Source organism: uncultured Sphingomonas sp. (assembly GCF_902806265.1).
GTDB lineage: Bacteria > Pseudomonadota > Alphaproteobacteria > Sphingomonadales > Sphingomonadaceae > Sphingomicrobium.
Window position 1 is genome coordinate 1 of record NZ_CADCVZ010000022.1, and the last position, 26,511, is coordinate 26,511.

At 67.0% G+C, this 26,511-nt stretch carries 22 protein-coding genes; 13 read left to right on the plus strand and 9 right to left on the minus strand.

Features of this window, described 5'->3' with window-relative positions; all coding sequences use genetic code 11:
* The 4 genes from QZX62_RS05140 to QZX62_RS05155 all read left to right on the plus strand — a co-directional run.
* The coding region (locus tag QZX62_RS05140; RefSeq protein WP_294172688.1) for a hypothetical protein at positions 1 to 206 on the plus strand (206 nt) is incomplete at its 5' end.
* A 514-nt stretch (positions 207 to 720) separates the two neighbouring features.
* Positions 721 to 1,749 carry an SDR family NAD(P)-dependent oxidoreductase gene (locus QZX62_RS05145; RefSeq protein WP_294172689.1) on the plus strand — a complete coding sequence of 343 codons (1,029 nt, stop codon included), beginning with the start codon at positions 721 to 723 and terminating at the stop codon, positions 1,747 to 1,749.
* Positions 1,750 to 1,888: 139 nt separating this feature from the next.
* Complete coding sequence (locus tag QZX62_RS05150; protein WP_294172690.1) at positions 1,889 to 2,557, plus strand: hypothetical protein; 669 nt, start codon at positions 1,889 to 1,891, stop codon at positions 2,555 to 2,557.
* 29 nt (positions 2,558 to 2,586) lie between these two features.
* Positions 2,587 to 3,429 carry a MoxR family ATPase gene (locus tag QZX62_RS05155; RefSeq protein WP_294172691.1) on the plus strand — a complete coding sequence of 281 codons (843 nt, stop codon included), beginning with the start codon at positions 2,587 to 2,589 and terminating at the stop codon, positions 3,427 to 3,429.
* Between the two features lie 20 nt (positions 3,430 to 3,449).
* Here QZX62_RS05155 and QZX62_RS05160 read toward each other — a convergent pair whose 3' ends face one another.
* Positions 3,450 to 4,844, minus strand: coding sequence for a methyl-accepting chemotaxis protein (locus QZX62_RS05160; protein WP_294172692.1), 1,395 nt, complete (start codon positions 4,842 to 4,844; stop codon positions 3,450 to 3,452).
* Between the two features lie 95 nt (positions 4,845 to 4,939).
* On the opposite strand from QZX62_RS05160, the gene QZX62_RS05165 reads away from it, so the two are divergent.
* Entirely contained in the window at positions 4,940 to 6,118 is a 1,179-nt protein-coding gene (locus tag QZX62_RS05165) for a VWA domain-containing protein (protein WP_294172693.1), read from the plus strand.
* 2 nt (positions 6,119 to 6,120) lie between these two features.
* Here the strand turns inward: QZX62_RS05165 and QZX62_RS05170 are convergent, their stop codons facing one another.
* From QZX62_RS05170 to QZX62_RS05180, 3 genes are all read right to left on the minus strand, one after another.
* On the minus strand, positions 6,121 to 7,389 hold the full coding sequence (locus tag QZX62_RS05170) for an HD domain-containing phosphohydrolase (RefSeq protein WP_294172695.1): 1,269 nt from the start codon (positions 7,387 to 7,389) through the stop codon (positions 6,121 to 6,123).
* A 192-nt stretch (positions 7,390 to 7,581) separates the two neighbouring features.
* Positions 7,582 to 8,784: a DUF1343 domain-containing protein gene (locus tag QZX62_RS05175; protein WP_294172698.1), complete on the minus strand. Its 1,203-nt coding sequence runs from the start codon at positions 8,782 to 8,784 to the stop codon at positions 7,582 to 7,584.
* The gene (locus QZX62_RS05180) at positions 8,781 to 9,308 is read right to left on the minus strand and encodes a DOMON-like domain-containing protein (RefSeq protein WP_294172700.1); all 528 of its coding nucleotides are present in this window, start codon (positions 9,306 to 9,308) and stop codon (positions 8,781 to 8,783) included. The genes QZX62_RS05175 and QZX62_RS05180 overlap by 4 nt, the downstream gene beginning before the upstream one ends.
* Positions 9,309 to 9,380: 72 nt before the next feature.
* Here QZX62_RS05180 and tyrS point away from each other — a divergent pair, with 72 nt between their 5' ends.
* Positions 9,381 to 10,619 (plus strand): tyrosine--tRNA ligase, encoded by a 1,239-nt coding sequence (gene tyrS / locus QZX62_RS05185; RefSeq protein ID WP_294172702.1) that lies wholly within the window; start codon positions 9,381 to 9,383, stop codon positions 10,617 to 10,619.
* Here the strand turns inward: tyrS and recG are convergent.
* Complete coding sequence (gene recG / locus QZX62_RS05190; protein ID WP_294172704.1) at positions 10,611 to 12,665, minus strand: ATP-dependent DNA helicase RecG; 2,055 nt, start codon at positions 12,663 to 12,665, stop codon at positions 10,611 to 10,613. The two genes, tyrS and recG, sit on opposite strands and share 9 nt — an antisense overlap.
* 112 nt (positions 12,666 to 12,777) lie before the next feature.
* Between recG and QZX62_RS05195 the strand changes: the two genes are divergently transcribed.
* The 6 genes from QZX62_RS05195 (at position 12,778) to QZX62_RS05220 (ending at position 21,368) form a co-directional block, all read left to right on the plus strand.
* On the plus strand, positions 12,778 to 13,044 hold the full coding sequence (locus QZX62_RS05195; RefSeq protein ID WP_294172705.1) for a succinate dehydrogenase assembly factor 2: 267 nt from the start codon (positions 12,778 to 12,780) through the stop codon (positions 13,042 to 13,044).
* A 5-nt stretch (positions 13,045 to 13,049) separates the two neighbouring features.
* On the plus strand, positions 13,050 to 16,559 hold the full coding sequence (mfd, locus tag QZX62_RS05200) for a transcription-repair coupling factor (protein ID WP_294172707.1): 3,510 nt from the start codon (positions 13,050 to 13,052) through the stop codon (positions 16,557 to 16,559).
* 296 nt (positions 16,560 to 16,855) lie between these two features.
* Positions 16,856 to 17,584, plus strand: coding sequence for a ThuA domain-containing protein (locus QZX62_RS05205; RefSeq protein WP_294172709.1), 729 nt, complete (start codon positions 16,856 to 16,858; stop codon positions 17,582 to 17,584).
* A 17-nt stretch (positions 17,585 to 17,601) separates the two neighbouring features.
* Positions 17,602 to 18,786 (plus strand): cystathionine beta-lyase, encoded by a 1,185-nt coding sequence (metC, locus tag QZX62_RS05210; protein WP_294172711.1) that lies wholly within the window; start codon positions 17,602 to 17,604, stop codon positions 18,784 to 18,786.
* A gap of 284 nt (positions 18,787 to 19,070) precedes the next feature.
* A complete protein-coding gene (locus QZX62_RS05215; RefSeq protein ID WP_294172712.1) occupies positions 19,071 to 19,850 on the plus strand; it encodes a dimethylarginine dimethylaminohydrolase family protein in 780 nt (259 codons plus the stop codon).
* Positions 19,851 to 19,910: 60 nt separating this feature from the next.
* Positions 19,911 to 21,368, plus strand: a complete 1,458-nt coding sequence (locus QZX62_RS05220; protein WP_294172713.1) for an AMP nucleosidase — start codon at positions 19,911 to 19,913, stop codon at positions 21,366 to 21,368.
* 3 nt (positions 21,369 to 21,371) lie between these two features.
* Here QZX62_RS05220 and QZX62_RS05225 read toward each other — a convergent pair whose 3' ends face one another.
* Both QZX62_RS05225 and QZX62_RS05230 read right to left on the minus strand, forming a co-directional pair.
* Positions 21,372 to 23,111, minus strand: coding sequence for a bifunctional UDP-sugar hydrolase/5'-nucleotidase (locus QZX62_RS05225; protein ID WP_294172714.1), 1,740 nt, complete (start codon positions 23,109 to 23,111; stop codon positions 21,372 to 21,374).
* Positions 23,108 to 23,908: a S1/P1 nuclease gene (locus QZX62_RS05230; RefSeq protein WP_294172715.1), complete on the minus strand. Its 801-nt coding sequence runs from the start codon at positions 23,906 to 23,908 to the stop codon at positions 23,108 to 23,110. The genes QZX62_RS05225 and QZX62_RS05230 overlap by 4 nt, the downstream gene beginning before the upstream one ends.
* A gap of 52 nt (positions 23,909 to 23,960) precedes the next feature.
* Between QZX62_RS05230 and QZX62_RS05235 the strand changes: the two genes are divergently transcribed.
* A complete protein-coding gene (locus QZX62_RS05235) occupies positions 23,961 to 24,404 on the plus strand; it encodes a cytidine deaminase (protein WP_294172717.1) in 444 nt (147 codons plus the stop codon).
* Here QZX62_RS05235 and QZX62_RS05240 read toward each other — a convergent pair.
* Entirely contained in the window at positions 24,388 to 25,536 is a 1,149-nt protein-coding gene (locus QZX62_RS05240) for a glycosyltransferase (protein WP_294172718.1), read from the minus strand. The genes QZX62_RS05235 and QZX62_RS05240 overlap by 17 nt on opposite strands.
* Positions 25,533 to 26,480: a 2-oxoglutarate and iron-dependent oxygenase domain-containing protein gene (locus tag QZX62_RS05245; RefSeq protein WP_294172720.1), complete on the minus strand. Its 948-nt coding sequence runs from the start codon at positions 26,478 to 26,480 to the stop codon at positions 25,533 to 25,535. The genes QZX62_RS05240 and QZX62_RS05245 overlap by 4 nt, the downstream gene beginning before the upstream one ends.
* Between the last annotated feature and the right edge of the window lie 31 nt (positions 26,481 to 26,511).

The window sequence follows — 26,511 nt, forward strand, 5'->3', positions numbered from 1 at the left end:
GCCGGGTCATTGCCGTGGGATCGATGAAGCCGTCGGACCTGCTCGTGCTGCGTGGCTCGCTGGACCAGCTCTGGCCGGTCGACGAATCGCCTTGCTTTGGCAGCTTGCTGCAAGCGATCGACAGTGCCGAAGGTGAAGCGCGCGGCGGCCGAGAAGTCGAGGAAAGTCCCGATCGGCCAACCCTGAGCATCAAGTCTTCCGGATAACCCGCCCAAGCATTTCACTTCGCCCCGGCGCGCTTTGTTCGGCCTGCTCCTGTTTGTATTTGATCAAACGGGCACAAATATTTCGCCATCATCAGCGACTTTCTAACCATGGTTAATTTCAACGTCGCTGCTGCTCCCTAGCTCTCTCCTTGCAAGAGGGTGAAGACGATGAGCGAACATCAGAGATTGCATGGCGTTCCGTATCACCGGGTCAGCAGCGAGGACTCGGTCCGGCGAGTAGTTCGCCGACCGCGGGAGACCGACTCCGCCTATTACTCGCGCCGGGCGTCCGAGGAATTGGCCTTGGCAACAGGGCGGGATGATGAAGTCGCGGCATCATTGCACCGCGACTTGGCGGCCCGTTATGAGCGACTCGCGGCTGCGAAGCGGGACGCACAAGAAGGTTTCTGATCTGCCTCCCGTCGTGAAGAGCAACGCCTGCCAACCCATGTTGTGGAACAGCCACTCGCGCGCTTCGTAGTCCTCTTCTCACCTTAAGTCGGAGAGGCCTTCCATGCAGGCTGTCCTGATGCGCGGCATCCTCGCCCTCCTTGCGGCGCTCGCCCTTCCCGCCTGCGCCACCACCGGCCGGCTCAGCGCGTCGGACCAGCGGCAGCTTTCCGGGCGCACCTTTGTGGTGCTCGGCGCCTCCAGCGGATTCGGACGAGGGGCCGCGGTCAAGCTTGGACAGAGCGGCGCCAATGTGGTTGTTGCGGCGCGCCGGGCGGAGCTGCTGGAGGAGGTCGCGGCCGAGATCCGCCGGGGTGGCGGCCAGGCACTGGTCGTGCCGACCGATGCGAGCCGGCCTGAGCAGGTGGAAGCGCTAGCGGACGCCGCGACCCGGCGGTTCGGCCGGATCGACGTCTGGATGAACATCGCAGGCGGGCTGGCGGTCGGCCGCTTTTGGGAGATCCCGGTCGCCGACTATTCCCGGCTGATCGACACCAATGTCAAGGGCGTGGTCCATGGCACGCACGCTGCGCTGCGCCGCTTCGTTCCGCAAGGCCATGGAACGATCGTCAACATGGGCTCGGTCGAAAGCGAGGTGCCGCTGGCCTACCACTCCGTCTACGCCGGCACCAAGGCGGCGGTGCTCAGCATGGGGCGCTCGCTCAATCAGGAGCTGCGTCATGCCGGGGTCGGACGGCGGGTCAAGGTGGCGACAGTCATGCCCTACGCAGTCGACACGCCCTTGTGGCACCACGCCGCGAATTACAGCGGGCGGACCCTGCGCATGGTGATGATCGACGATCCGTCCGTGGTGGTGAACACGCTGGTCCGCGCTTCCCTTCGCCCGCGTGAGGAGATGCCGGCCGGGTGGAAGGCCCGCGGCGCGCTGATCGCGCACGACCTGCTGCCCGACCTGGTCGAGCGGATCTCCGCGGACGTGCAGCGGTCGGAGCTGGCGGAGGGCCTGCCCGAGCCCGCCACCGCGGGCAACCTCTACCAGCCGATGCGCGGCACTGGAACGGTCAGCGGCGGCGTTCGGGAGCGGATCAAGGCGGAGGATGCGGCCAAGAAGCGCATGCAGGGACCGCGCTAAACGTCTGAGCCGTCCCGCTGCGGCACGGATCGTAACCTCTCCGAACAAGAGCTTACCGCCGCATAAACCGGCTCTTTACGCGCGGCGAGTAGGAGTGGCGCTCAACACTGTCGGCGGTTCGACGGAGGAAGGAGCAGGCATGGCGGCGGACTTACTGGCGGAGCGGGTGCTCCCATCAGCCGCCGACTCGCATGCCGCCCGGCTCGCCGCGGCCGGCAGTGGCTGCCATCCCTGGGTCGAGGACCTGGGCGCCGTTCCCGTGATCGTGGAGCCGCGCGACTTGGCGGACGCCGTTCATCTGCTAAGCAGCCTCCACGGCCGCCCTCCGGGGCTGGTCGAGCTTGCGGTTGCGGGCTCGCCTCTGTCCGCGCATGGCTGGCTGTCCACCGCGGCGGAGGGTTGGGAGCGCGAACGGCTGTACCTCCTTCGCCTCACCGCGGCGGTCGGCCCGCTGCCGTCGACCCACGGCAATGCGGAAACCGAGGCCGCCATCCTGGCCCAGCGCCACGCGCTCGAGACCCTCGCCCGCTCCGAACGGTGCGGATGCGCCCTTGGCGCGGCCGCCGCGCTGGTGAGCGACTGGCGGAGCATCCGCCCGCTGCTCGACCGCGCTGCGCTGCGCGCTGGAACCGACGTCCCGCCCAGCGAGCTCCCCGACGAACGCTCGATCGAAACGGTGCTGACTTCGGCCGCGACAGCCGTCGCCACCGAGCGCGCGATCCGCTTCGGCGCCGAGCAGATCCTGTTGCAGCATCGCGCGCTGTGGGACCTGCTGGAGGCGCGCAGCGAGGCACGCGAGGGCTTCTAAAGCCACGGCGTCCCCTCTAGGGCCGCCGCATGCGTTTCGAAGGCACATCCTCTTACGTCGCGACCGAGGACCTCAAGGTCGCCGTCAACGCCGCGGTGAAGCTCCGCCGCCCGCTCCTCGTCAAGGGCGAGCCCGGCACCGGCAAGACCGTGCTCGCGCATGAGATCGCCGATGCGCTGGGGGCGCCGCTGATCGAATGGCACGTCAAAAGCACCACCAAGGCGCATCAGGGCTTGTACGAATATGACGCGGTCGCCCGGCTTCGCGACGGACAGCTCGGCGACCCGCGGGTGCACGACATCGCCAACTACATTCGCCGCGGCAAGCTGTGGGACGCCTTCACCTCGCCGCAGCTGCCGGTGCTGCTGATCGACGAGATCGACAAGGCCGACATCGAGTTCCCCAACGACCTGCTCCAGGAACTCGACCGCATGGAGTTTCACGTCTACGAAACCGGTGAGACGGTGGCGGCGGCCGAGCGCCCGGTGCTGGTGATCACCTCCAATAACGAAAAGGAGCTGCCAGACGCGTTCCTCCGTCGCTGCTTCTTCCATTACATCGCCTTCCCCGACCGCCACACCATGGAACGGATCGTTGAAGTGCACTTTCCCGGCATCCAGCGAATCCTGGTCGGCAAGGCGCTCGACCTGTTCTACGACGTGCGCGACGTACCCGGCCTCAAGAAGAAGCCGTCAACCAGCGAGCTGCTCGACTGGTTGAAGCTCCTGCTGCACGAGGACATGCCGCTGGACGTGCTGCAGAACCGCGACCCGACCAAGGCCATCCCGCCGCTCCACGGCGCGCTGCTCAAGAACGAACAGGACGTGATGCTGTTCGAACGGCTGGCATTCATGGCGCGGCGCAAAAGCTAGGGTTGGGCTGCCGCCCAGGACTAGTCGTCGCGGTAGGCGACCTCGAAATTGCCCCACCGCCGTCCCTTGATGAACAGGGGGATGTAGAGGCTCTTGACCGGGATCTTCTCCTGGCCGCGCATCAGTCGGTAGGTCATCAAGGTCGGTTCTTTGCTGTTGAGAGCAAAGCGGGTCTGGTCGTCGATCATCACCCGCCGATTGCGGCAGTGCGCATCGTTCCACACCGGGTCGCTGCCCTGCGGCTGCGAGCGTTCGGACATGTGGGTGGGCAGGTACCCGTTCATGTCGCCGATGCTGGTCCCGAGCACTCGGCTGTCGCCGCGCTGAACCCGGTCCAGCACCGGGCGGATCGCGCGGTCGGCATAGTCGCAGAACGCAGTGTCGAACTGCTTGGGGTTGCTGCCCGGCCGCTCGCGGTAGTTGCGGTCGAACACCTCCTCGAGGCCGACCTCGCCTCGGTCGAGCGCCTGCTCGACGGTCGACGCGATCTCCCGTGCATATTCTTGCGACCTGGCCAGCAGCGGGGTGTCGTCAATCTCGGCGCCTGAGTTCGCCAGCGTATTCAGCATGACGTTGGACATCATCTCGAGCGAAGTCAGCCGCTTGTGCGCTTTCACCAGCGCGCCGCCATTTTCCCGTGCGTCTGCGGAGAAGTCGGTCAGACTCGCCTTGACCCGGTCGACGCTGGTCTGGATGAGGCTGGTCGAGTGGGCGATGCCTTCGGTTTGGCGATCCACCATGCCGACGATCTCGCTGACTTCGCGGACGGTCTCGCCGATCTGGCTGAAGCCCTGCTGGGCCGCCCGGCTCCGCTCCACGCCCGACTTGATCTCGGTCGTGACGGCGCCCGCTTCCCGGGTGAGCTCGCCCACGGTAAGCGCAATCTGGCTGGTCGCAGCGCGGGTATCGTGGGCCAGCTTTTTGACCTCGGCCGCGACCACCGCGAAGCTCCGCCCGGCGTCGCCCGCGCGGGCCGCCTCGATGGTCGCGTTCAGCGCCAGCATATTGGTCTTGCGCGCGATGGTCTCGATGGTCGAGGAGACGGCCTGCACCTGGTGCATTGCGGTGGCGAAGCTGGCCATCCGCTCGCCGAGCTGGACCACCAATTCGGTCAGGCCCTTGAACCCTGCAATCGTATCCTCGATGGCGAAGCGTCCGGCGTCGAGCTTGGCCTTGGCCTGCTCGGACAACAGCCGCGCTTCGTCCGTGCTGTCGGACACCCGGGCCTGGTCCGCCAGCAGGCGCGTGGTCACCTCCTCCAGCGTGTCCAGCGTTTTCAGGTGATCGCCGATCCGTGCCGAAACGTCCTCGACGTAGCCGGCCACATCCGAACACTCGATTGACAGGGAGCCGCAATCGCGCGCCACCGCCCTGATCGCTTTTTCCGTAACCTGATCCAAACCGGCAGTCGCCATCTCAATAACCCACGTTATGCTGTTCTTACAGGGAGGGTCTGCCGGTCAGGCCCTACTCTTTCGTTAACCGTGGCGGATCGCTACGGATTACACCCATGTTCATCAACTTCGTCGAAGCGCTGCGCCGCGGCGGCATCCCGGCCAGCCTCAAGGAACATCTGCTGTTATTGGAAGCGCTCGACGCCGAGGTGATCGGGCAGGAACCCGAGCAGTTCTACTATCTTGCCCGGTCCGTCTTCGTTCACGACGAGAGTCAACTCGACAAGTTCGACCGGGTGTTCGGCGAGGTCTTCAAAGGCCTGATCCCCGACCTTGACGACCCCATCGCCGAGATCCCGGAGGAGTGGCTGAAGCTCGTCGCCGAGAAGTATCTCACCCCCGAGCAGATGGAGGAGATAAAATCGCTCGGCTCCTGGGACGAGATCATGGAAACGCTCAAGAAGCGGCTGGAGGAGCAGAAGGAACGGCACCAGGGCGGCAGCAAGTGGATCGGCACCGGCGGCACCTCGCCCTTCGGGCACGGCGGCTACAATCCCGCAGGCGTACGCATCGGCGGCCCGGGCCGGCACGGCCGCGCGGTCAAGGTGTGGGAGAAGCGCGAATTCAAGGACCTGGACGGCACCCGCGAACTCGGCACGCGCAACATCAAGGTCGCGCTTCGCCGCCTGCGCCGCTTCGCCCGTGAGGGCGCCGCCGACGAGCTCGACCTAGACGCCACGGTAGACGGCACTGCGCGCAAGGGCTGGCTCGACGTCCACATGCGCCCCGAGCGGCACAACGCGGTCAAGCTGCTGCTCTTCCTGGACATCGGCGGCTCAATGGATGGGCACGTCCGCCAAGCCGAGGAGCTGTTCTCCGCCTGCCGCACCGAGTTCAAGCATCTGGAGCATTTCTATTTCCACAACTGCATCTACGAAGGCGTCTGGAAGGAAAACCGCCGCCGCTTCACCGACCGCACGCCGACTTGGGACATCCTTCACAAGTTCGGCCACGACCATAGACTGGTGATCGTCGGCGACGCGGCGATGAGCCCGTACGAAATCAGCCACCCAGGCGGATCGATCGAGCATATGAACGAGGAAGCCGGCGCGGTGTGGCTGCAGCGGCTGACGAATACCTATCCGAGCGCCGCGTGGATCAATCCCACGCCCGAAGCCTATTGGGGGCACTCCGCCAGCACGGCGATGATCCGCCAGCTGATGGACGACCGCATGTACTCGCTGACGCTTGAGGGTCTCGACGAGGCGATGCGGGAACTCAGCCGGAAGCGCTGACCTCAGTCGGTGCCTATGACGCTGGCGAGTGCTTCGTAACAATTCGGATCGATGGCGCCGCCCACCTCGGACCTGATGATGGCCATGGCTTTCTCGATCGGCAGGGCGGCGCGGTACGGCCGATCCGATGTCAGCGCGTCGAAATAGTCGCAGGTGGTGATGACCCGCGTGTCCCGGCCGATCGCCGCCTGTTGCAGCCCGAGCGGATAGCCCCGTCCATCGAGCCGCTCACGGTGCGCGGCGGCGACATCCGCGAACTCGGCCAATGCGCCGACCCGCTGGAGGATCGTCCGGGTGTGCGTGGCATGTTCGCGCATCTCCACCCACTCACGATCGTCCAACGTTGATGGCTTCTCCAAGATCGAACTCGACACACCCAGCTTGCCGACGTCGTGGAGCGCCGCGGCCCGCTGCAGCCAGCGGGTACGCGCCGGATCGATGCCCAGCGACCGTGCGATCTTGCCCGCGTACCCAGCCACCCGGGCCGAATGATTGGCAGTGTAGGGGCTCTTGGCGTCGACTACTCGGCCGAACGCATGGACGATGTCGTCGAGATAATCTTCGTCGAGACCCAAGCCTTGATCTGGCGGTGCCATACGGACGATCCGTTGTTCCAAGGTCGGTGAGCCAAGCGCCGACCAGAAGCTCGGTTCAGCGGAGACCTTCTCAAGGGTCCTCACCAAGCATGGATCGAACCAGCTGCCTGCCCGGCGCTGCGCTTCGTCCAAGGCAGCCGTCGGACCGGCATGCGTATGGAAGACATCTACAACCTGCGCCAGCAGCGCGAGCTGCGACCCGAGCGGTACTGCAGCCCCGCGCAAAGCCCCGGGTCGGCCCGACCCATCCCAATGCTCGTCGAGATGGTAGATGCCGTCGCAGCCCGACCCATCCCAATGCTCGTCGAGATGGTAGATGCCGTCGCAGACCACCTGAGAGAACCGCAGCATGCGAGCAACCTCGGCGCCGCGGGTGCACCGCGATACGATCAGCTCCTGCGCGATTTCGCGTCCATTCAGCAGGATGTTGCCGACAGCGCTTACGCGCCGGGGGAACCTACGTTCGCGCGCCGTTTGGCTGAACACGAAGTAGAGCGTCGACGCCAAGCTCGTGCCAACGGTCTTGTAGCCGTGCTTGAACGCCCTGTCGTCGGTTGCATACAGCTCGCAGATTCGCGCGGCGTTGCTGCTGCAGCCGAGGTCCTTCAGCAGCACCGTATAATAAAGGTCGCGGAGTTCCGGCCCGTTCAGCTGGAGTGCCTGCCCGACCCGCATCGCGATCCAGCACGAGCGCAGCGAATGGCCGGCCGGCTGGCCTTCCGTCAGGTCCAGGGCATAGCTGAATGCCGCCAGCAGCTCGGCCCGGCTTACCTAGGCGGCGAAGATCGGTTGGTGCAGCAAGCGCGGCTCCTCTACCCGCCGCAGCTACATAAGGTTGTTTAACGAAACTTTTCGCATCGGTGCTAATCAGTACATAAGCAGTGGGGCGATTTGGTCGCGCCACTCCGCTTCGTCCGCACCGACCGGCCGCTCCAGGTCGCCCGGCTCCGCCGCAGCATCGTCCACCCACTCGCGCAGGCCCGGGCCGCCGTTGATCACGTCTATGGCGAGCTTGTCGAACTCATATTCGTACGGGAACTCGCGCCACAGCGGGTAGTCGGGATGGAGACGGCGGATCGCTTTGAACGCCAGCGCCTGCAGCCGCCACGGCCGAAACGCCGCGTGATCGTAGAACGGCCCTTCCGCGTGGATCATCAGGCCGGCACAGAGCTGGTGCACGTGCTTGTGGAAGGTTGGCTCAAAATGAACCTCCCGGAGCTTGCAGCCGGCGAGCCACTCAGGCGCCATTCGGTTCATCTCGGCGAGCACCGCGCGCACGTTCAGGTCCGGCGCTCCGAAAAGCACCTCCAGCGGCCTTGTCGTGCCCCTGCCTTCACTCAGCGTTGCGCCTTCCAACATCACCGTCCCGGCATAAGCCCGCGCCATGTTGAGGCTGGCAGCGTTGGGGCTGGGATTAATCCACACCCGGTCCTCGGGCCAGCCGAGGCCCGGCCCCTCGTCCGGTCCCCAGCCCTCCATCTCGATCACGCGATAATCGACGTCGAGGTTGAAGTGGCGGATGAACCAATGCCCCATCTCGCCCATGGTCAGACCGTGACGCATGACCATCGGCCCCGCCCCGACGAAGCTCTCCCAGCCGGGCTGAAGCAGCGTGCCCTCGACCGGGCGGCCGGCGGGGTTGGGCCGGTCGAGCACCCATACGCTCTTGCCGTGCTCCGCCGCGGCCTCAAGCACGTAGAGCAGGGTCGTCACAAAGGTATAGATGCGGCAGCCGAGGTCCTGCAGGTCGATGAGGATGGTGTCAAAGGTCGACATCATCTGCCCCGACGGCCGCCGCACCTCGCCGTACAGGCTGAACACCGGGATGCCGAGGCGGGCGTCCACCTCGTCCGTTGTTTCCATCATATTGTCCTGCTTGTCGCCCTTCAGCCCATGCTGCGGGCCGAAGGCGGCCGATAGCCGAAGTCCGGTCGCGGTGAGCGCGTCGAGGCTGTGGAACAGATCCTGCGTGACGGACGCGGGGTGCGCGAGCAATGCGACGCGCTTGCCCTCGAGCGGGCGGCGGAGGTCGGGGTCGGCGAGGAGGCGGTCGATACCGAAGAGGGTCATGGCTGCTCGATTGGCGGCAGGGTCGCGGCGAAGCAAGCGTCATGGTGGAAGTCCGGTCTGCCGGGCGGGTGCGCGAGCGCCCAGTAGCTTTTGGTTCCGGAGACTTCCTCGATCACGGCGGAAAGGCCGAAGCGGCGCTCCCCAGCAAGGTCGATGATCACATCCACGATGAGGCTGTCGCCCAAATCATCTGCCCCGATCTGCGGGTGGTGCTCAGGCTCAAGCGCCCCCAGGCCGGAGCGATAGCCGTCGAAAGCATAGGCCGCCCACGCTCCGGACGGAGCGAAGTTGTACTCGCGGTACCCCCTGGTGTCCTGGAGGAAGAGTTCGAAGCAGGTCGTCCGCCATAGCTCATCCGCGCGGCCGCGGGCTGGTCCGCTCGGGAGCAAAATCCGGCCGGTATCTGCATGAAGATGATAGCTCAGCTCCGCCCGCCCGTCCGGCCAGCGGTCCAGCCATACTTCGATCGTCATCTCCCGGTCGTCGGGGGGGCTCTCCGGGTGGGGCTTCAATTGGAAGTGCATGGCTCCTTATGCCCGATCGGTTCTCCGCGAGAAGGGATGACGAACCGCATGTGCGTTGATAGGCACCGGCCGATGCCAGAACACCGCTCCACCCTCCTTCGCTTGCTCGATGAGCGCGGGTACATCCACCAGGCGACGGACATTGCGGCGCTAGACGCGCTGGCGGAGCGGGAAGTCGTGAGCGGCTACATTGGCTTCGACGCGACCGCGCCGAGCCTGCACGTCGGCTCCCTCGTGCAGATCATGATGCTGCGGCGGCTGCAGCAGGCCGGGCACAAGCCGGTGGTGCTGATGGGCGGCGGTACGTCCAAGATCGGCGATCCGAGCTTCAAGGACGAGGCTCGCAAGCTGCTTGGCGACGAGCAGATCGCAGCCAATGTGGCTGGTATTCGCCGGGTGTTCGAGCGCTTGCTCCACTTCGGCGACGGTCCGAGCGACGCCATGCTGCTGGACAACGCGGAATGGCTCGACCGGCTCGAGTACATCCCGTTCCTGCGGGAGATCGGCCAGCATTTCTCCGTCAACCGGATGCTGAGCTTCGACAGCGTGCGCCTGCGCCTCGATCGGGAGCAGTCGCTGAGCTTTCTCGAGTTCAATTACATGATCCTGCAGGGCTACGACTTTCTGGAGCTCAATCGCCGCGCGGGCGTGCGTTTGCAGCTTGGCGGGTCGGACCAGTGGGGCAATATTGTCAACGGCATCGAGCTGACCCGGCGTGTCGCGGGCGCCGAGGTGTTTGGGGTGACGACGCCGCTGCTCACCACGGCCGATGGGCGCAAGATGGGCAAGACGGAGAGCGGGGCAGTCTGGCTCAACGCCGACGGGCCCGAAGGCTACCGGCTGAGCCCGTATGACTATTGGCAGTTCTGGCGGAACACGGGGGACGGTGACGTCGGCCGCTTCCTGCGGCTGTTCACCGACTTGCCGCTGGAGGAGGTCGCGCGACTCGAAGCCCTGCCCGGCGCCGAGATCAACGCGGCCAAGGAGGTACTAGCGACTGAGGCAACAGCCTTGCTGCATGGGCGCGAGGCAGCTGCAGCCGCAGCCGCCACCGCACGGCAGACGTTTATGGCCGGCGGTGCGGGAGCCGACCTCCCGCGGCTGGAAGTGACCGGTGAGATCGGCATCCTGGCGGCGCTTACCGGCCTCGGCTTCTCCGCCTCGAATGGCGAGGCCAAGCGCAAGATCGCTGAAGGCGCAGTGCGGGTTGACGATCGGCCCGTGAGCGATCCTGCTCTGACCGTCCCGGTCACCGGCGAAGTGAAGGTCAGCCTGGGTAAGAAGAAGCACGGGCTGCTGGTCTCAGCCTGAGCGCAGCAGATCCACGGCCTGGTCCCGCTCGAACAGGTACAGGCACAATCGCGCCGCCTGCCCCCGCTCGCCCGCGAGCCCACCGTCCCGGTCGAGCAGCAGGCGAGCGTCGTCGGTCGCCAGCGGCGCCAGCTCGCCCAGCATTTCGGGCGTGGCCAGCCGGAAGGCCGCCTCGCCGCTCTGTCGCGTGCCCAGGATCTCGCCCGGCCCGCGCAGCTTCAGATCCTCCTCCGCAATGCGGAAGCCGTCGCTGGTCTCCCGCATCAGCGCCAGCCGCGCCCGCCCCGTCTCGCTAAGTGTCTGGCCGCGGATCAGCAGGCAGGTCGATTTGCCCTCGCCCCGCCCCACGCGACCGCGGAGCTGGTGCAGCTGGGCGAGCCCAAACCGCTCAGCGCCTTCTACGATCATCAGCGTCGCATTGGGTACGTCCACCCCGACCTCGATCACGGTGGTAGCGACCAGTACCGCCAGCTGGTTCGCCGCGAATGCCGCCATGACGGCATCCTTGTCCGGCCCCTTCATCCGCCCGTGCACCAAGCCGACCTGACCGTGAAAGCGCTGGCGCAGCACCGCTGCTCGTTCCTCAGCCGCCGCGGCGTCGCTGCCTTCGCTTTCCTCCACCAGCGGGCACACCCAATAGGCCTGTCCGCCTGCCGCCACATGCCGCTCCAGCCCGTCGATGACGTCGCCGAGCCGTTCGTCGCTAATCACCCGCGTCTCCACCGGCGAGCGCCCGGGCGGCATCTCGTCGATGCGGCTGACGTCCATCTCGCCATACTGTGTCAGGGTCAGCGTCCGCGGGATCGGGGTGGCGGTCATCACCAGCAGGTGCGGCGGCCGCTCGGCCTTGGCCGACAACAGCAGCCGCTGCGACACACCGAAGCGATGCTGCTCGTCGATCACCGCCAGGCCGAGGTTCCGGTAGCCGACCTTCTCCTGGAAGATCGCGTGGGTGCCGACGAGGATGTCGATCTCGCCCGAAGCGAGGCCCATCAGCACGCTGTCCCGTGCCCGCCCCTTCTCCCGCCCCGTCAGGATCGCGACCCGCACCCCAATTTGGTCAAGCTGCCGCAGCAGGGTCGCATGATGCTGCCGCGCCAGGATCTCCGTCGGCGCCAGCAAGGCCGCCTGCGCGCCCGCCTCCACCGCGTTCAGCATGGCAAGCAGCGCCACCAGCGTCTTGCCCGACCCGACGTCGCCCTGCAGCAGCCGCAGCATCGGCGCGGCCTGGGCCATGTCGCCGCGAACCTCCTCCACTACCCGCCGCTGCGCACCGGTGAGCTCGTACGGCAGGTTGAGCCGAGCGGACAGGCGACCGTCGCCCTGCAGCGGCAACCCGCGCTTGCGCCGGCTGACCTGCCGCAGCAGCTGCAACGCAAGCTGGTTGGCAAAGATCTCGTCGTACGCCAGCCGCTTGCGCGACGACCCTGCCTCCGGGTCGGCGTGCGCCTCGGCCAGCGCGGAGCGCCACGGCCGCCACCGCTCGCGGCCTAGCACGGACGGCTCGACCCACTCCGCCACTTCCGGCGCGCGCTCCAGCGCCGCCGCGACGAGCTCCCGCAAGCGCTTGTTGGTCAGCCCTTCGGTCAGCGGGTAGACCGCCTCCCGCAGCGGTGGCTCCGCTCCTTTACCCGGCTCCAGCACCTCCGGATGCACCATCTGCCACTGGTCGCCGTACGCCTCGAGCTTCCCCGACACGATCCGCGGCTCGCCCAGCGGCAGCTGCTTCTTGGCCCAGCCGCCCGCGTTGAAGAACGCGAGGGTGATTACATTACCCTCGCCGTCAGCAGCATAGATACGCGTCGGCCCGCGCCCGCTGCTCTGCCGCGCCTCGAACGGTTTCACCTCCAGCACCACGTTGCGCCCGAGCAGCACGGGGCTCGCCGCCGGCGCCCGGATCCGCTCGATCGCGCCGGTCGGCAGGTGGAATAGCAGATCGACGGCCCGCTCCAGCCCAAGCCGGCGCAGCGCCTTGGCCAGCTGCGGCCCGACACCCTTCAGAGCTTCCACTTCGGTGAACAGCGGATTGAGCAGTTCGGGGCGCATGTCTCCGTCATTGCGAGGAGGGAAGCGACGAAGCAATCCAGTGTTCTGCCGAAGTGACCTGGATTGCGTCGCTCCGCTCGCAATGACAAAGAAATCTCCCTATCTCGCCGCTATGCAATCAGACCACGAATTGAAGCGTCTGCATTGGCGCGCGCACCATCGCGGCACGCGTGAGGCGGACAAGATGATCGGCGGCTTTTTCGACCGGCACAGCGCCGGCTGGGACGCGGACGAGCGCGCCTGGTTTGCGGCGCTGCTGGAGGAGCAGGACGTCGATATCATGGCCTGGGCGATCGGAACGCAACCTGTTCCCGAGCGCTTCGCCGGCAAGCAGATGGGCGCAATGCAGCAACTCGATTTTATCCTCATCGCGCGGTGACCTGAGTGGCCGACCTAAACCGTATCCTTTCCGCCTCAGAACCGCTGACGCTCGCGGGCGCCCCCACCGGCTTCCTGCCGTGGCTCGCCGCAGATTTCGCGCGCGCCGCGCACGGCAGCGGCAAGGGCGCCCGCGCGGTCCTCATCGTGCCCGACGAGGCGGCCATGCGCGCGTTGGCCGACACCGCGCCGGTGTTCGCGCCCGAGCTGCAGGTCGTGACCTTCCCTGCCTGGGACTGCCTGCCCTACGATCGCGCATCCCCGTCGCTGCGGGTCATGGCCGAGCGGCTGGCCGCGCTCCAAGCGCTGCAGGCTAAACGGGATGGACCGCAGCTGTTCATCGCCACGGCTAACGCGGTCACGCAGCACACCCTTACGCCGTTCCGCATTCGCCAGCTCACCCGCCGCCTGGCGCCCGGCGAGCGGATAGAGCGCGACAAGCTGGTACAGCTGCTCAGCGCCAACGGCTATCAGCGCACCGAGGCGGTGGCGGACGCGGGCGACTTCGCGGTTCGCGGCAGCCTGGTCGACCTATTCCCCGCCGGGCAAGGCCACGCGATCCGCCTCGACTTTCTCGGCGACGAGATCGAGACCATGCGCGCCTTCGATCCCGCCGACCAGCGCACCACCGGGGCGGCAGACGCGTTTACGCTGATGCCTGCGTCCGAAGCGCTGATCGACGAGGACAGCATCAAGCGTTTCCGCACCCGCTACCGGGAGCAGTTCGGCGCAACCGCCACTGGCGATCCCGTCTACCAGGCGGTCAGCGACGGCCGTCGGCTTGCCGGCATGGAGCACTGGCTGCCCTTGTTCGAGGAGCGACTCGGCACGCTGGTCGACCACCTCAGCGAGGACGACATCATCGTCCGCGACGGCGGCGTCGATGGCGCGGTGGAGAGCCGCTACGAGTCGATCCACGATTACTATGGCAATCGCGAGCGGGCGATGGTCGCGGAGCCGGGTAGCTACCGCCCGCTCAAGCCCAAGGCGCTTTACCTCGGTCGCAAGGAATGGGCGGGGGTGCTTGCCGATCGCCCGGTGCACCTCGCGTCCGCCTTCCCCGAACCGGCCAGCGATCGGATCGTCGACTTCGGCGTCACCCCCGCCCGCGACTTCGCGCCCGAGCGCGCGCAGAATGAGAACATCTACGAAGCGGTCGTAGATCACGTACGCAAGCTTAGGAAAAGCAAGCACAAGGTCGTGCTAGCCAGCTATACCGGCGGCGGCCGCGAGCGGCTCGCCGGACTGCTCAAGGACCATGGCCTCACCAGCCTGAAGCTGGCCGACGGCTGGCAGGCTGCGCTAGGCGCGAGCAGCGACGCCACCCTGCTGGTGCTGCCCCTCGACCATGGCTTCACCACGCCGCAGGTAGCGGTGCTGACCGAGCAGGACATGCTCGGAGACCGGCTGGTCCGCCGCCGCAAGCGCAAGAAGAGCGCCGACGCCTTCCTGTCCGAGCTGGCGACGCTCACGCCGGGCGACCTCGTCGTCCACATGGAGCACGGCATCGGCCGCTACGAAGGGCTGACCCAAGTCCAGGTCGGCCGTTCGCCCCATGATTGCGTCGCACTCGAGTACGCCGGCGGCAACAAGCTCTACGTGCCGGTGGAGAACATCGACGTCCTCTCCCGCTACGGCTCGGGCGAGGAAGGCGTACTGCTCGACCGCCTCGGCGGCGAGGCGTGGCAGCGGCGCAAGGCGCGGATGAAGGAGCGCATCCGGGAGATCGCGAACGAGCTGATCGCCACTGCCGCCCTCCGCGCCACCCGCGCCGGAGTGGTCGCCGAGCCCGACAGCGCCTACCCCGCCATGGTCGACCGCTTTCCCTACGAGGAGACCGATGACCAGCAGCGCGCCATCACCGACGTGCTCGACGACCTGGAAGCGGGCAAGCCGATGGACCGGCTGGTCTGCGGCGACGTCGGCTTCGGCAAGACGGAGGTTGCGCTGCGGGCGGCGTTCGTGGCGGCTATGGCCGGCTATCAGGTGGCGCTGGTCTGCCCCACCACCCTGCTCGCACGCCAACACTACAGCAACTTCGTCGAGCGCATGAAGGGCTTCCCGATTGAAGTCGGCCGCCTGTCGCGGCTGGTGCCTGCGAACGAGGCCAGACAAGTCCGCGACGGCCTCGAAAGCGGCCACGTCGACATCGTTATCGGCACCCACGCGATTCTGGCGAAGGGTGTCAAGTTCAAGAAGCTGGGACTGGTCATCGTTGACGAGGAGCAGCGCTTCGGAGTCACTCACAAGGAGCGGCTCAAGGCGCTCAAGCACGATGTCCACATGCTGACCCTGACCGCGACCCCGATCCCGCGGACGCTGCAGATGGCGATGTCGGGCCTGCGCGAGCTGTCGGTCATCCAGACTCCGCCAGTCGACCGGCTGGCAACGCGCACCTACGTCACGCCTTGGGACCCGATCGTGGTCCGTGAGGCGCTGCTCCGCGAGCATTACCGGGGCGGGCAAAGCTACTTCGTCGTGCCGCGCGTCGCCGACCTTCCCGACATGGAGGATTGGTTGCGCGAGGAGGTGCCGGAGGTAAAGTTCATCTCCGCCCACGGCCAGCTCTCACCGACCGAGGTCGAGGAGCGGATGAGCGCCTTCTACGACCGCAAATATGACGTGCTGCTGTCGACCACGATCGTTGAGAGCGGGCTCGATATCCCCTCGGCCAATACGCTGATCGTGCACCGCGCCGACCGCTTCGGCCTGGCCCAGCTCTACCAGCTGCGCGGGCGCGTCGGCCGCTCCAAGACCCGCGCCTACGCCTATCTTACCACCCCGCCCGACCGGCAGATCACCGAGACTGCCGAGAAGCGGTTGCAGGTCCTCGCCAACCTCGACAGCCTTGGCGCCGGGTTCCAGCTCGCCAGCCACGACCTCGACATCCGCGGCGCCGGCAACCTGCTCGGCGACGAGCAGTCGGGGCACATCAAGGAGGTCGGCTTCGAACTCTACCAGTCGATGCTGGAAGAGGCGATCATGGACGTGAAGAGCGGCGGGACGGAGAAGCGCGAGGAGGAGTTCTCGCCGCAGATCAATGTCGAGGCGCCGATCATGATTCCCGAGGACTACGTCCCCGACCTCGACCTCCGCATGGGCCTCTACCGCCGGCTCGGCGAGCTGGAAGACGCCCGCGGCGTGGAGGAGTTCGCGGCCGAGCTGATCGACCGCTTCGGGCCGCTCCCCGATGAAACGCAGAACCTGCTGCAGGTGGTCGAGACCAAGATCAACTGCCGCCGGGCCCGCATCGCCAAGCTCGACGCCGGCGTCCGCGGCGCGGTGGTGACCTTTGCCGAGGGCGGCTTCCCCGACCTTCCCGGCCTGCTCGGCTACGTCGACCGGCTGAAAGGCACGGCCAAGCTGCGCCCCGACAGCAAGCTCCTCGTCAGCCGTGATTGGGCCGCGCCGAGCGCACGGCTCAACGGCGCACTGCAGATCTCGCGCGGTTTGGCGCGGGTGGTGGCTGCGGGTGAGAAGAGGGTTGAGCCCGCGCGGGAGAAGGTGGTGGCCTGACCGATCATTGGCTTTGCCACAGCTCTCCCAAGGGCGCCGCCAAGATGGCATGATGGAGCGGCTCTTCTCGATTGAAAGATGGCAGCGCGTCAGGGCTGACGGAGTGGTCTGAGGCGCGCCGTCGCCAAGATGTGCCGCAGCCTCCTCCAAGCTCTTCAGCGTTTCCGACGCCGGAGCACGGCCGGTGCGAGTGCCTATCTCTTCGAGAATCGCGTCGCTCGTCTCCATGACGGCTGCGGAAAGGGAGAAGCGCTTCGGACTTCCGGAGCGCCCTTTTCCCCTTTAGCGTTGCCGCCATGCGCGTTTTCGCTCCCCTCGCCATGCTGCTGCTCGGTGCCGCTCCCCTGCCCAGGGGCGAGGTGCTGATCTTCTCCCATACGACCGGCTACCGCCACGACTCGATTCCGGCGGGGATCACGGCGATGCGGCGGATCGGCCAACGCCAGGGCTTCTCAGTCCGCGCGAGCGAGGATCCGGCGATCTTCACGCCCCGCAGCCTGCGCGGCGTCCGCACGATCGTCTTCCTGAGCTCGACCACCGACCCTAAGGCGCCCTCATCCGAATGGCTGACGGGTGACCGCCGGGCGGCGCTCCAGACCTTTGTCCGATCAGGCGGCGGCATCATGGCGGTTCATGCCGCCGCGGACTCGCATTACCATTGGCCGTGGTACGGGCGCCTGATCGGCGGCCGCTTTGCCCGTCATCCGGAGGGCACGCCGACCGGCACCTTGGCCTTGGCCGACCGCAGCCATCCGGTAACCGCCGGCATGGCGGCGACCATCCGCCGCAGCGACGAATGGTACGACTTCGCCGACTACGACCCGACTTCCCGCCTGCTCGTCACGCTGGACCCCACCTCCATCGGCGAGGCGGACGTCAACCCGAACCCGATCAGCTGGGTGCGGCAGGTCGACGGCGGCCGGGTGTTCTACACCGCCATGGGGCACACAACCGAAAGCTACGCCGACCCGTACGTTCTTCGCCATCTGAGCAATGGTCTGGCCTGGGTGACCCGCCGCCGGTGACGGACTAGAGCGGCCCCATGACCGATCAGGACCGCCGCCCAGCTACCCGCCTCGTGACCGCCGGCCGCCGCGGCGAGTGGCTCGGCGGAATGGTCAACGTACCTCCCGCGCGCACCTCCACCGTGCTGTTCGACAGCGTCGCCGACCTCCACGCCGCCTATCCGCCACGCGACGGAACGCTCAACTACGGCCGCAACGGGACTGCGGTGCATTGGGGACTGGCCGAGGCGCTGACCGAGCTGGAGCCCGGCGCAACTGGAACCAAGCTCTTCTCGTCCGGTGCGGCCGCGGTCGCCATGGCCCTGACCAGCGTGCTGGAGCCCGGCGACGAGCTGCTGATGGTCGACAGCGCCTACGGCCCCACCCGGGCGTTCTGCGACGGAGAGCTCACCCGCTGTGGTGTCAGCACCCGCTACTACGACCCGCTGATCACGCCCGCCCAGCTCTACGCGCTCATCGCCGAGCGCACCCGGGCGCTGTTCTTCGAGAGCCCCGGCTCCCTCACATTCGAAGTGCAGGACGTGCCCGGCCTGTGCGGCGTGGCCAGGGAGCGCGGCCTGGTAACGCTGATGGACAACACCTGGGCAACGCCGCTCTTCTTCTCCGCGATCGCTGCGGGCGTCGACCTCAGCATCGTCGCGTGCACCAAGTACATCGCCGGGCACTCGGATGCCATGCTGGGCGCAGTCACCGCGCGCCCGGAGCGGTGGGACGCGCTCGACCGGACGGCTCGCCTGTACGGCACTGCGGTGGGGCCCGATGAGGCTTACCTCGCCGCGCGCGGCCTGCGCACGCTCCACGTTCGCCTCGCCCAGCATCAGACGAACGGCTTAACCGTAGCGCACTGGCTGGCGGAGCATCCGAAGGTCGCGCGGGTGCTCCATCCGGCCTTGGCCTCCTGCCTGGGGCACGAGCAGTGGCGATGCGACTTCCGCGGGTCCACCAGCCTGTTCTCTGTCGTCCTGGACGGGGGCACGGAAGCGGGTCGCGATGCTCTCGTGGACAGTCTGGACCTGTTCGGCATCGGCTACAGCTGGGGCGGGTTCGAGAGCCTGGCGGTGCCGGTCAGCCTGCGAGGCATGCGCACGGCGGGCGAGCGGACCTTCGCAGGCCCACTTGTCCGCCTGCACATCGGGCTGGAGGATCCGGCCGATCTGATCGAAGATCTCGACCGCGCCCTCGCCAGCTATCCGGGGCCCTGAAGCCTAGGAGTCCTGGACCATGATGCCGTCCTTGGCACCCGCCGGCACCAGCCGCCGCGTGCCATAAAGTCGGGGTCCAATGATTGCCGTTGCTGTCGGATGCGGTCGCACCGCCGCCCGAGACGATGGCATGGTGCGGGTTCTAGCTTGCTCGTTCCTACTGCCCGTTTGCAGTGTTTCGGCTGCCCGAGGCGTGCACCAATGCTCATCTTATTTCGGAACCGTGGCGGCGCCTGGCCATTAACAATAATGATCCCATCGAACGGTTGTTAAAGGAGACCAACTTGGCCGTTGCCTTCACCAGGCCGCTGAGCCCGCGCATAGCGGATTGCGAACTGACTCACCTTGGGCGCCAGCCGATTTCCGCCGAACGTGCGATCGAGCAGCACCGCGCCTATGAACAGGCGATCGCAAAGGCAGGGCTGGACGTGTTCCGTCTGCCGGAACTCGCACATCATCCCGACTCGGTGTTCGTGGAGGATACGGCGATCCTGCTCGGCGAGCATGCGGTGATTACCCGGCCGGGCGCCTCCTCGCGCCGGGCGGAAGCCGACAGCACGGCGGAGGCGCTGGCCGAGCGCTTCACCATCCACCGGGTTCGGCGCGGACGGCTGGACGGCGGAGATGTGCTGCGCATCGGTCGCACCATCTATGTCGGGCAGTCGCGCCGCTCCGACTGCGCCGGGGTAGTCGCGCTGGCCAATATCGCGGCACCGCTCGGCTATGAGGTCGTGCCCGTGCCGCACGAGCGCTGCCTCCATCTCAAAACGGGCGCCACTTATGCCGGCCATGACGAGGCCGGGCGGCCGACCGTTCTGATCAACCCCGACTGGATCGATCCTTCGGTGTTTACGGGTGTGGCGCTGCTTCCGTCCCATCCTGCCGAGGCCTTTGCCGCGAATGCGCTGCGCGTGGGCGAGCGCCTGCTCTATCCGTCGGCCTACCCGCGCACAGCCGAACGGCTCCGGGCGGTCGGCTTCGATGTCGAGGAATTGGACGTTAGCGAGCTGGAGAAGGCGGAAGCGGGATTAACCTGCATGAGCCTGATCGCCGAGGAGCTTTAGGTCCCGGTCGGGGATGAAGGACTTGCCAGCCGATGTCGCCTCCCGCATCGGCGGGCGGGCATGACCGAGCAGTCCTCCATCCCCGACATCATCGAACAACTCTGCCGCATCTACGACGAGTCCGTCGCCAACCTCCGCCGGGCACTGGGCGCTTACGTGAATGAGGGCATCCGTCCGGAGGCTAGCGCCCGCGCAGATGGCTGCTTCGCCTATCCCGAGCTGCGCATCAGCTACGATCCCGACAGCCCGCCCAAGGTGACCGCACGGGCCTTCGCCCGGCTCAACCAACCCGGCGTATACACCGCCAGCATCGCCCGGCCCGCCCTGTTCCGCGAGTACCTCAGCAATCAGCTGGAGCATCTGCTGCGGGATTACCCGGTGAAGGTCAGCGTCGGCCGCTCGGCCAGCGAGGTCCCCTACCCTTACGTCCTCGACGGCAGCGAGGACCTGCAGCTCAATGGCGTTGCCTCAGCCGAGCTCGGGCGCTGGTTTCCGACCACGGAGCTGGTCCACATCGGCGACGAGATAGCCGACGGGCTGTGGGACTCGGCGCTGCACAGCGGCCGCCCGCTGGCGCTGTTCGACGCGCCGCGGACCGACTTCAGCCTGGCGCGCCTCCGCCACTACACGGGCACCCCGCCCGCCCATTTCCAGCGTTACGTCCTGTTCACCAACTACGTCCGCTACGTCGACGAGTTCGTCCGCTTCTCCACGGACACGCTGCGGCGGCCGGGCACGCCGTACCAGGCGCTGTCGGTGCCGGGGGGATTGTACGACCGCGGCGTGCTGGAGAATGCGGAGGCGGAGATCGCCTCAGGCTCGTGGCGGCGCTATCAGATGCCGGCCTATCACCTTATCGGGCCGCATGGGGATGATGGCATAACGCTGGTCAACATCGGCGTCGGTCCCTCCAACGCGAAGACCATCTGCGACCATATCGCGGTGCTCCGACCCGAGGTGTGGATCATGATAGGCCACTGCGGCGGCCTTCGTCCAAGCCAGACGATTGGCGACTATGTCCTCGCCCACGCCTATCTGCGCGACGACCATGTGCTCGACGACGTCCTTCCGGTCGAAATCCCGTTGCCGGCGATCGCGGAGGTCCAGAATGCGCTGTTCAACGCTGCCGCCGCGGTGACGGAAGAGGACGAGGACGGGCTCAAGCAGCGGCTTCGCACGGGCACGGTGATCACCACCGACGACCGCAATTGGGAGTTGCGCTACACCCAGTCGGCGCTGCGCTTCAACCAGAGCCGCGCGGTCGCCATCGATATGGAGAGCGCCACCGTCGCCGCCCAGGGCTACCGCTTCCGCGTGCCCTACGGCACCCTGCTGTGCGTGTCCGACAAGCCGTTGCATGGTGAGCTCAAGCTGCCCGGTCAGGCCAACGCCTTCTACGAGCGCGCGATCAGCCAGCACCTGCGAATCGGGATCGAGACGCTGACACTCCTCCGCGAGGAGGGCGATGCCCTGCACAGCCGCAAGCTCCGCAGCTTCGACGAGCCGCCGTTTCGTTGATCTTCAGCGGCGCCCGGCGGCGTTCACGTCTTTGATCCGTCCGAGCCCCGGAGCTTCCGCGCCAGCCTTGAGGTAAGCCTCCAGTGCATCCACGTCGACATCCGCATCCACGGTGTTGGTACCCTCCGGCAGCACGGTGAACCCGTCCCCTCCCGAAGCAAGGAAGTTATTGGTCGTCACGCGGTAGCGCGTTGAGGGGACGATCGGTCGGCCGTCGAGCGTCGCTCCAACGATGCGCTGCCCGGCCAGGCGCTCGAGGTCGTAGCGGAATGTGAAGCCTGCGCTGGGCAGCAGGATCGCCGCGTCATCGGCTGAGTTCGCGCCGGCGAACTGCTGCTCCAGCAGCCGCAGCAGCTGCGCTCCGTCAAGCGTCTTCACCACCAGATTGTTGCCGAACGGCTGCATGGCGAAGATCTGGCCGAAGGTGACGGTCCCGTCCCGTCCCGGCACCAGGTCTGTCCTTACGCCGCCGGAATTGATGAAGGCCACTTGCGCCCCATGCCGGCGAGTTGCCGCAAGCTGCGCGTCCGCAACCAGGTTGCCGGCCGTAAACTCGCGGTCGGGAGATGCGTCCTTGGTAACGGGCGCTGACAATCGCCCGACCACTCGCTGCGCCTCGGCCTGGCTCGCCTGGACGTAGCGTGCGACTAGGGCGGCGGCCGCGGGGTCCGGATCGAACCGGCGGAAGGCCGGGCTGATCGCCACCTGCTTGCCGCCTGCCGTGAAGCCCTCGCCTTGCACGAGCACGTTGTCGACAGAACGCACCTCCGGCACCTGCCCGCCGGCACGCAGGCCGAGCCGGATGTCGGTGATCATCATTCCACTGCGCCCGGCGCTGGTCAGCAACACGTTGGTGCCGTCCGGCTTGCGGTAGGTGCAAACGTAGGACGCGTGGGTGTGCCCGCTGATCACCACCCGGATCGCGGGATCGAGCCGGTCGACGATCGGCAGCAGATCGCCTGACAGCTCCGGGCAGCTCTTGTCGTTGTACCCACCCTTCTGCCGTGCGCCCTGGTGGATGAGCAGCACGATTGCGTCGGCACCCGCCGCCCTGAGCGGCGCCACCGCTGCGTTCGCCGCAGCGGCCTCGTCGGCGAAAACCAGGCCTTTAACCCCGGCCGGAGTGACCAGAGTGGCGGTTTCCTTCAGCGTCATGCCCACGAAGCCGAGCTGCACCTGCCCGAAATCCTTGATTCCCGTGCCCGGGAACAGCGTCCGTCCGTCAGCGGTCAACACATTGGCCGCGAGCATCCGAAAGCCGGCGCCATCAAACGGCTGCACCCGGCATGGCTGGCGGCTGGTGTGTTTCTCGCACCCGCCCATCTGCATGCGCCGGAGTTCGTCCGAGCCCTTGTCGAACTCATGGTTGCCGATCGCGTTGAACTCGACCCCGACCAAGTCCAGCGCATCGATCGCGGGCTCGTCCAGGAACAGCGCGGAGGGCAGCGGCGTCGCACCGATGGTGTCGCCGGCCGACACGGTGACGCTATGCGCCTGCGCGGCCCGGAGTGCCTTGGCGGCGCCGGCGAGGTAGGCCGCGCCGCCGACCGGCACTTCCACGTCGCGCCCATCCAGGGACTTGGCCGCAACCAATAGCTTGGGCGGCTCGAGTGCGCCATGGAAATCGTTGATCGCCAGGATCTGCACCTCGACTGGGCCTGACGTTCCCTGCCGAATGGGCGTGGTCGCACAAGCGCTGGCAAGAAGCGCAACCGCCGCGGCGAAGAAGCGGCCCACAGTCATGGGGCAGGCGCTATTGGTGCCGTCGGGATCTCCAGCAGCTGGTTGAGGTAGGCCGCCAATCGGATGCCCGCGAGTTGCAGCCGGCGCTTAACCGTTGGCGTATGGCGGTAGACGTAATCGTACCCAAGCTCCGGCTTGTCCGGATAGATGGTGTCGCGGATCTGGGCGCTTTCGCTGATCCAGACCTGCGGGTTGGCGGCCCAATTCGCGATCGTATCCTCAGGAGTGCTGTGCCGCCGCAGCCGCTCCGCCCACTCGCTGAAGGAGAGCGCCTCTTCGTCGACCAGCGCTGAGTCCCATACCGCATGAAGGTTGGTCGAGCGTCCGAACCAGGTCACCTCCACGTCGTTGCCGCCGCGGTCGTCGCCCTTGCCGACGTGGAGCGGCTGGTGGAGGTCGGTGACGATATGAACGATGAAGCGCAGCGCGAGCTGCTGCTGCTCCCTGCTCGACGCCGGATCGCGCAGCACCGCGCTGAAGCGTCGAAGCGCGGTCACTGCGTCGCCCTCGGATGGAGCGCGATCGTAGGTGAAGCCGCCCACCGTCACATAATGCCAGGGAGAGGCGGTCTTCTGCCAGAACGGATCCGGGTTGGAGCGCTGCTCGTCCGGCCAAGTCGAGGCTTCGTCCAGGCTCTCGGCACCCAGGATCTGCTGCACCCGCGCCCGGGCAAGGCCGCTAAGATGGGTGTCGGCTACCGCCGCGGCGGCCCGGTGCCCGGTCTTGCCCCAGGCCAACGCAGGCGTGGGTGCGGCCAGCAGCATGGCGGCCAGGCCCGCGATCTTCCAGACGGTCATGGTCGTTCCTTGAAGGTGATTTCGCTTTGGAGACCGCCTAAGCGAAATCTCTATGACAGATGAAGAGCTAATCGCGCTCGCCCGCGCTGCCGCGCTCAAGGCCTATGCGCCCTACTCGGGCTTTCACGTCGGCTGCGCAGTTGTGAGCACCCGTGGCGAGGTCGTCTCCGGCGCCAACCTGGAAAACGCCTGCTACCGCCTCGGCATCTGCGCGGAGCAGAGCGCGCTGGCCGCGGCGCAGCATGCATTCGGCCTCGATCAGATCGCGCGTATCGTGGTTGCAGGCGGAACTCCCGGTGCGCATGGCTTGGCCGGACAGCAGCCGGTGACGCCGTGTGGGGGTTGCCGCCAGGCGCTGCTGGAAGCCGCGCAGCTGTCGGGCCACGACATCGAGATCCTGTCGGCGAGCGGCGATGGCCGTGCCATGCGGCGCGATACGATCCGAGGCTTGCTGCCTCATGGCTTCGGACCGGAAGACCTCAAGGATGCGGATTGAGCCGGCCGCACTCGTCTAACAAGGCAAGGTAGGAAGCCAGTGCGGCCTGGCGCGAGAAACGGTCTGCCCGGTCGGCGGGAAGCACCCGCTCGGTGCTGAGCTGGCGCAGGATGGCGTCGGCCCATTCCGCAGGATCAGCCGGATACGCCAGCAAGCCGAAGCGGCCCCTGTCCAGGATCAGCTCGGCATCGCCGGCAGTCCGGGAGGCTACGATCGGCGTTCCACAGGCCAGCGCCTCCAGCAACACGTTAGACGACCCTTCCCACAGCGAAGGCAGGGCGAACAAGCTTGCCTCACGCATGAAAGGAAAGGGATTGGATACAGGCGGCACAAAGCCGACATCGTGTTCCACGCCGAGCGCGGTAGCACGGGTTTGAAGTGGCGCGATCGCTTCTCTTATTCCCTCGCCCAGGAACAGCAGGCGCATGGCGCGTTGCTGCCGGGCGATGGCGAAGCCCTCCAGCAATAGCGCGAAGTTCTTCTGCGCGACATGCCGGCCGACCGCGAGCACCACCGGCGCTTGCCCGGCACCCAACCACGGGTGCGGGCACTCGGCCGCGGCTTCGCGCCGCACCCGCTCGACATCCACACCGTTCGGGATCACGACCGCCTTGCCGCTGGCGACCAAGGGCGCGAGCAGCGGGTCGCGGGCGAGGGCATGGGAGACCAGGACCAGCCGATCGGCGCGTGCGACCATGGCCTGAAACTTCCACCGCCGCAGCGGCCCGCTCGTCCTGCCTTTGCTCTCCAGGGCGTTGCTGATCCGCAGGACCTTGCACCCCGGCGCGCCGTGCCACGCCAGCGTGCTGAGCAGGTGCCCATGGTTGCCTGCAGAAAAGAGCACATCCGGCCGCCACCTGCCGAGCTGCCGCCGGTAGGGCAGCAGTGCGCGTCGTTGCCGGTGCTTGCGTTGCTGCCCGGACCCGGTGCCGAGCAGGGCGATCACTTCGACCCGGGCGTCGACCTCGCCTCGCAACGCCCCATCGTCGCGGGACGTCAGCAGCCGAACCGCCCAGCCCCGCTCCGCCGCGGCGTTGGCGATGCCGAGCGCGTTGCGGACTACCCCGGTGGCACCGAGATCGCCGACGTAGATCTGTAGCTTTAGCGGTCCGGGCTCGCTCGGCCCGGTCAAGCGAGCTTGATCTCGCGCAGGCGCTCGGCGAGGTAGTCGTGGCTGCTGATCGGCGGCCACTTCGGCTGCTCGCCCTGCGGCACCGTCCCGGGCAGCGCTTCGATTATGAAGTCCGGCCGGAAGTGCAGAAAGAACGGCATGGAATAGCGGGCATGGCTCGCCCGGTCCGGCGCGGGATTGACCACGCGGTGGGAGGTCGAGCGCAGCTTGCCATTGGTCAGCCGCTGCAGCATGTCCCCGATGTTGATGACCAACTCGCCCGCTCTCGGGGATACGGGTCTCCACCGCCCGTCCCTGGTCAGCAGCTCCAGCCCCGCCTCCTCTGCGCCGAGCAGCAGAGTGATCGTGTTGATGTCCTCGTGTGCGCCGGCGCGGATATGCTCGCCGGTCGGCTCCTGTTGCGGCGGGTAGTGGAGCAGGCGCATCACGGAGTTACCGTCGCGCACAGTATCGGCGAAGTAGTTCGCGTCGACCCCGAGGTAGCGAGCGGTCGCGGCCAGGATCTTCAGGCCGGTCCGGTCGAAGGTGTCGTAGAGCTCGAGGAAAGTTTCACGGAAGCCCGGCACCTCTTCAGGCCAGACGTTGTCGGCCATCACCTCGCGAAAGCGATGCCCCTCCGGCAGCTCGCGTCCGACGTGCCAGAATTCCTTGAGGTCGTGCGCCTTGTGGCCCTTGGCGGTCTCGATCCCGAACGGCGTGTAGCCGCGCGCGCCGCCCTGCCCCAGCGCGTACTTGCGCTTCACGACTTCCGGCAGCGCGAAGAATGCCTTCGCCTTCTCCTCCGCCCGCGCGATCAGCTCAGGCGGGATGCCGTGGTCGGCGATCACCGCGAAGCCATATTTCTCGAAACTGCGCCCGAGCTTGTCGGAGAACGCCTGGAGCGCGCGGTCGGCTTCGGTGAGCGAAACGGACGCGATGTTGTCGGCGGCAAGCGTGTCGATCATGCGCCGTTCGCTACGCCCGACCTCAGGAAAA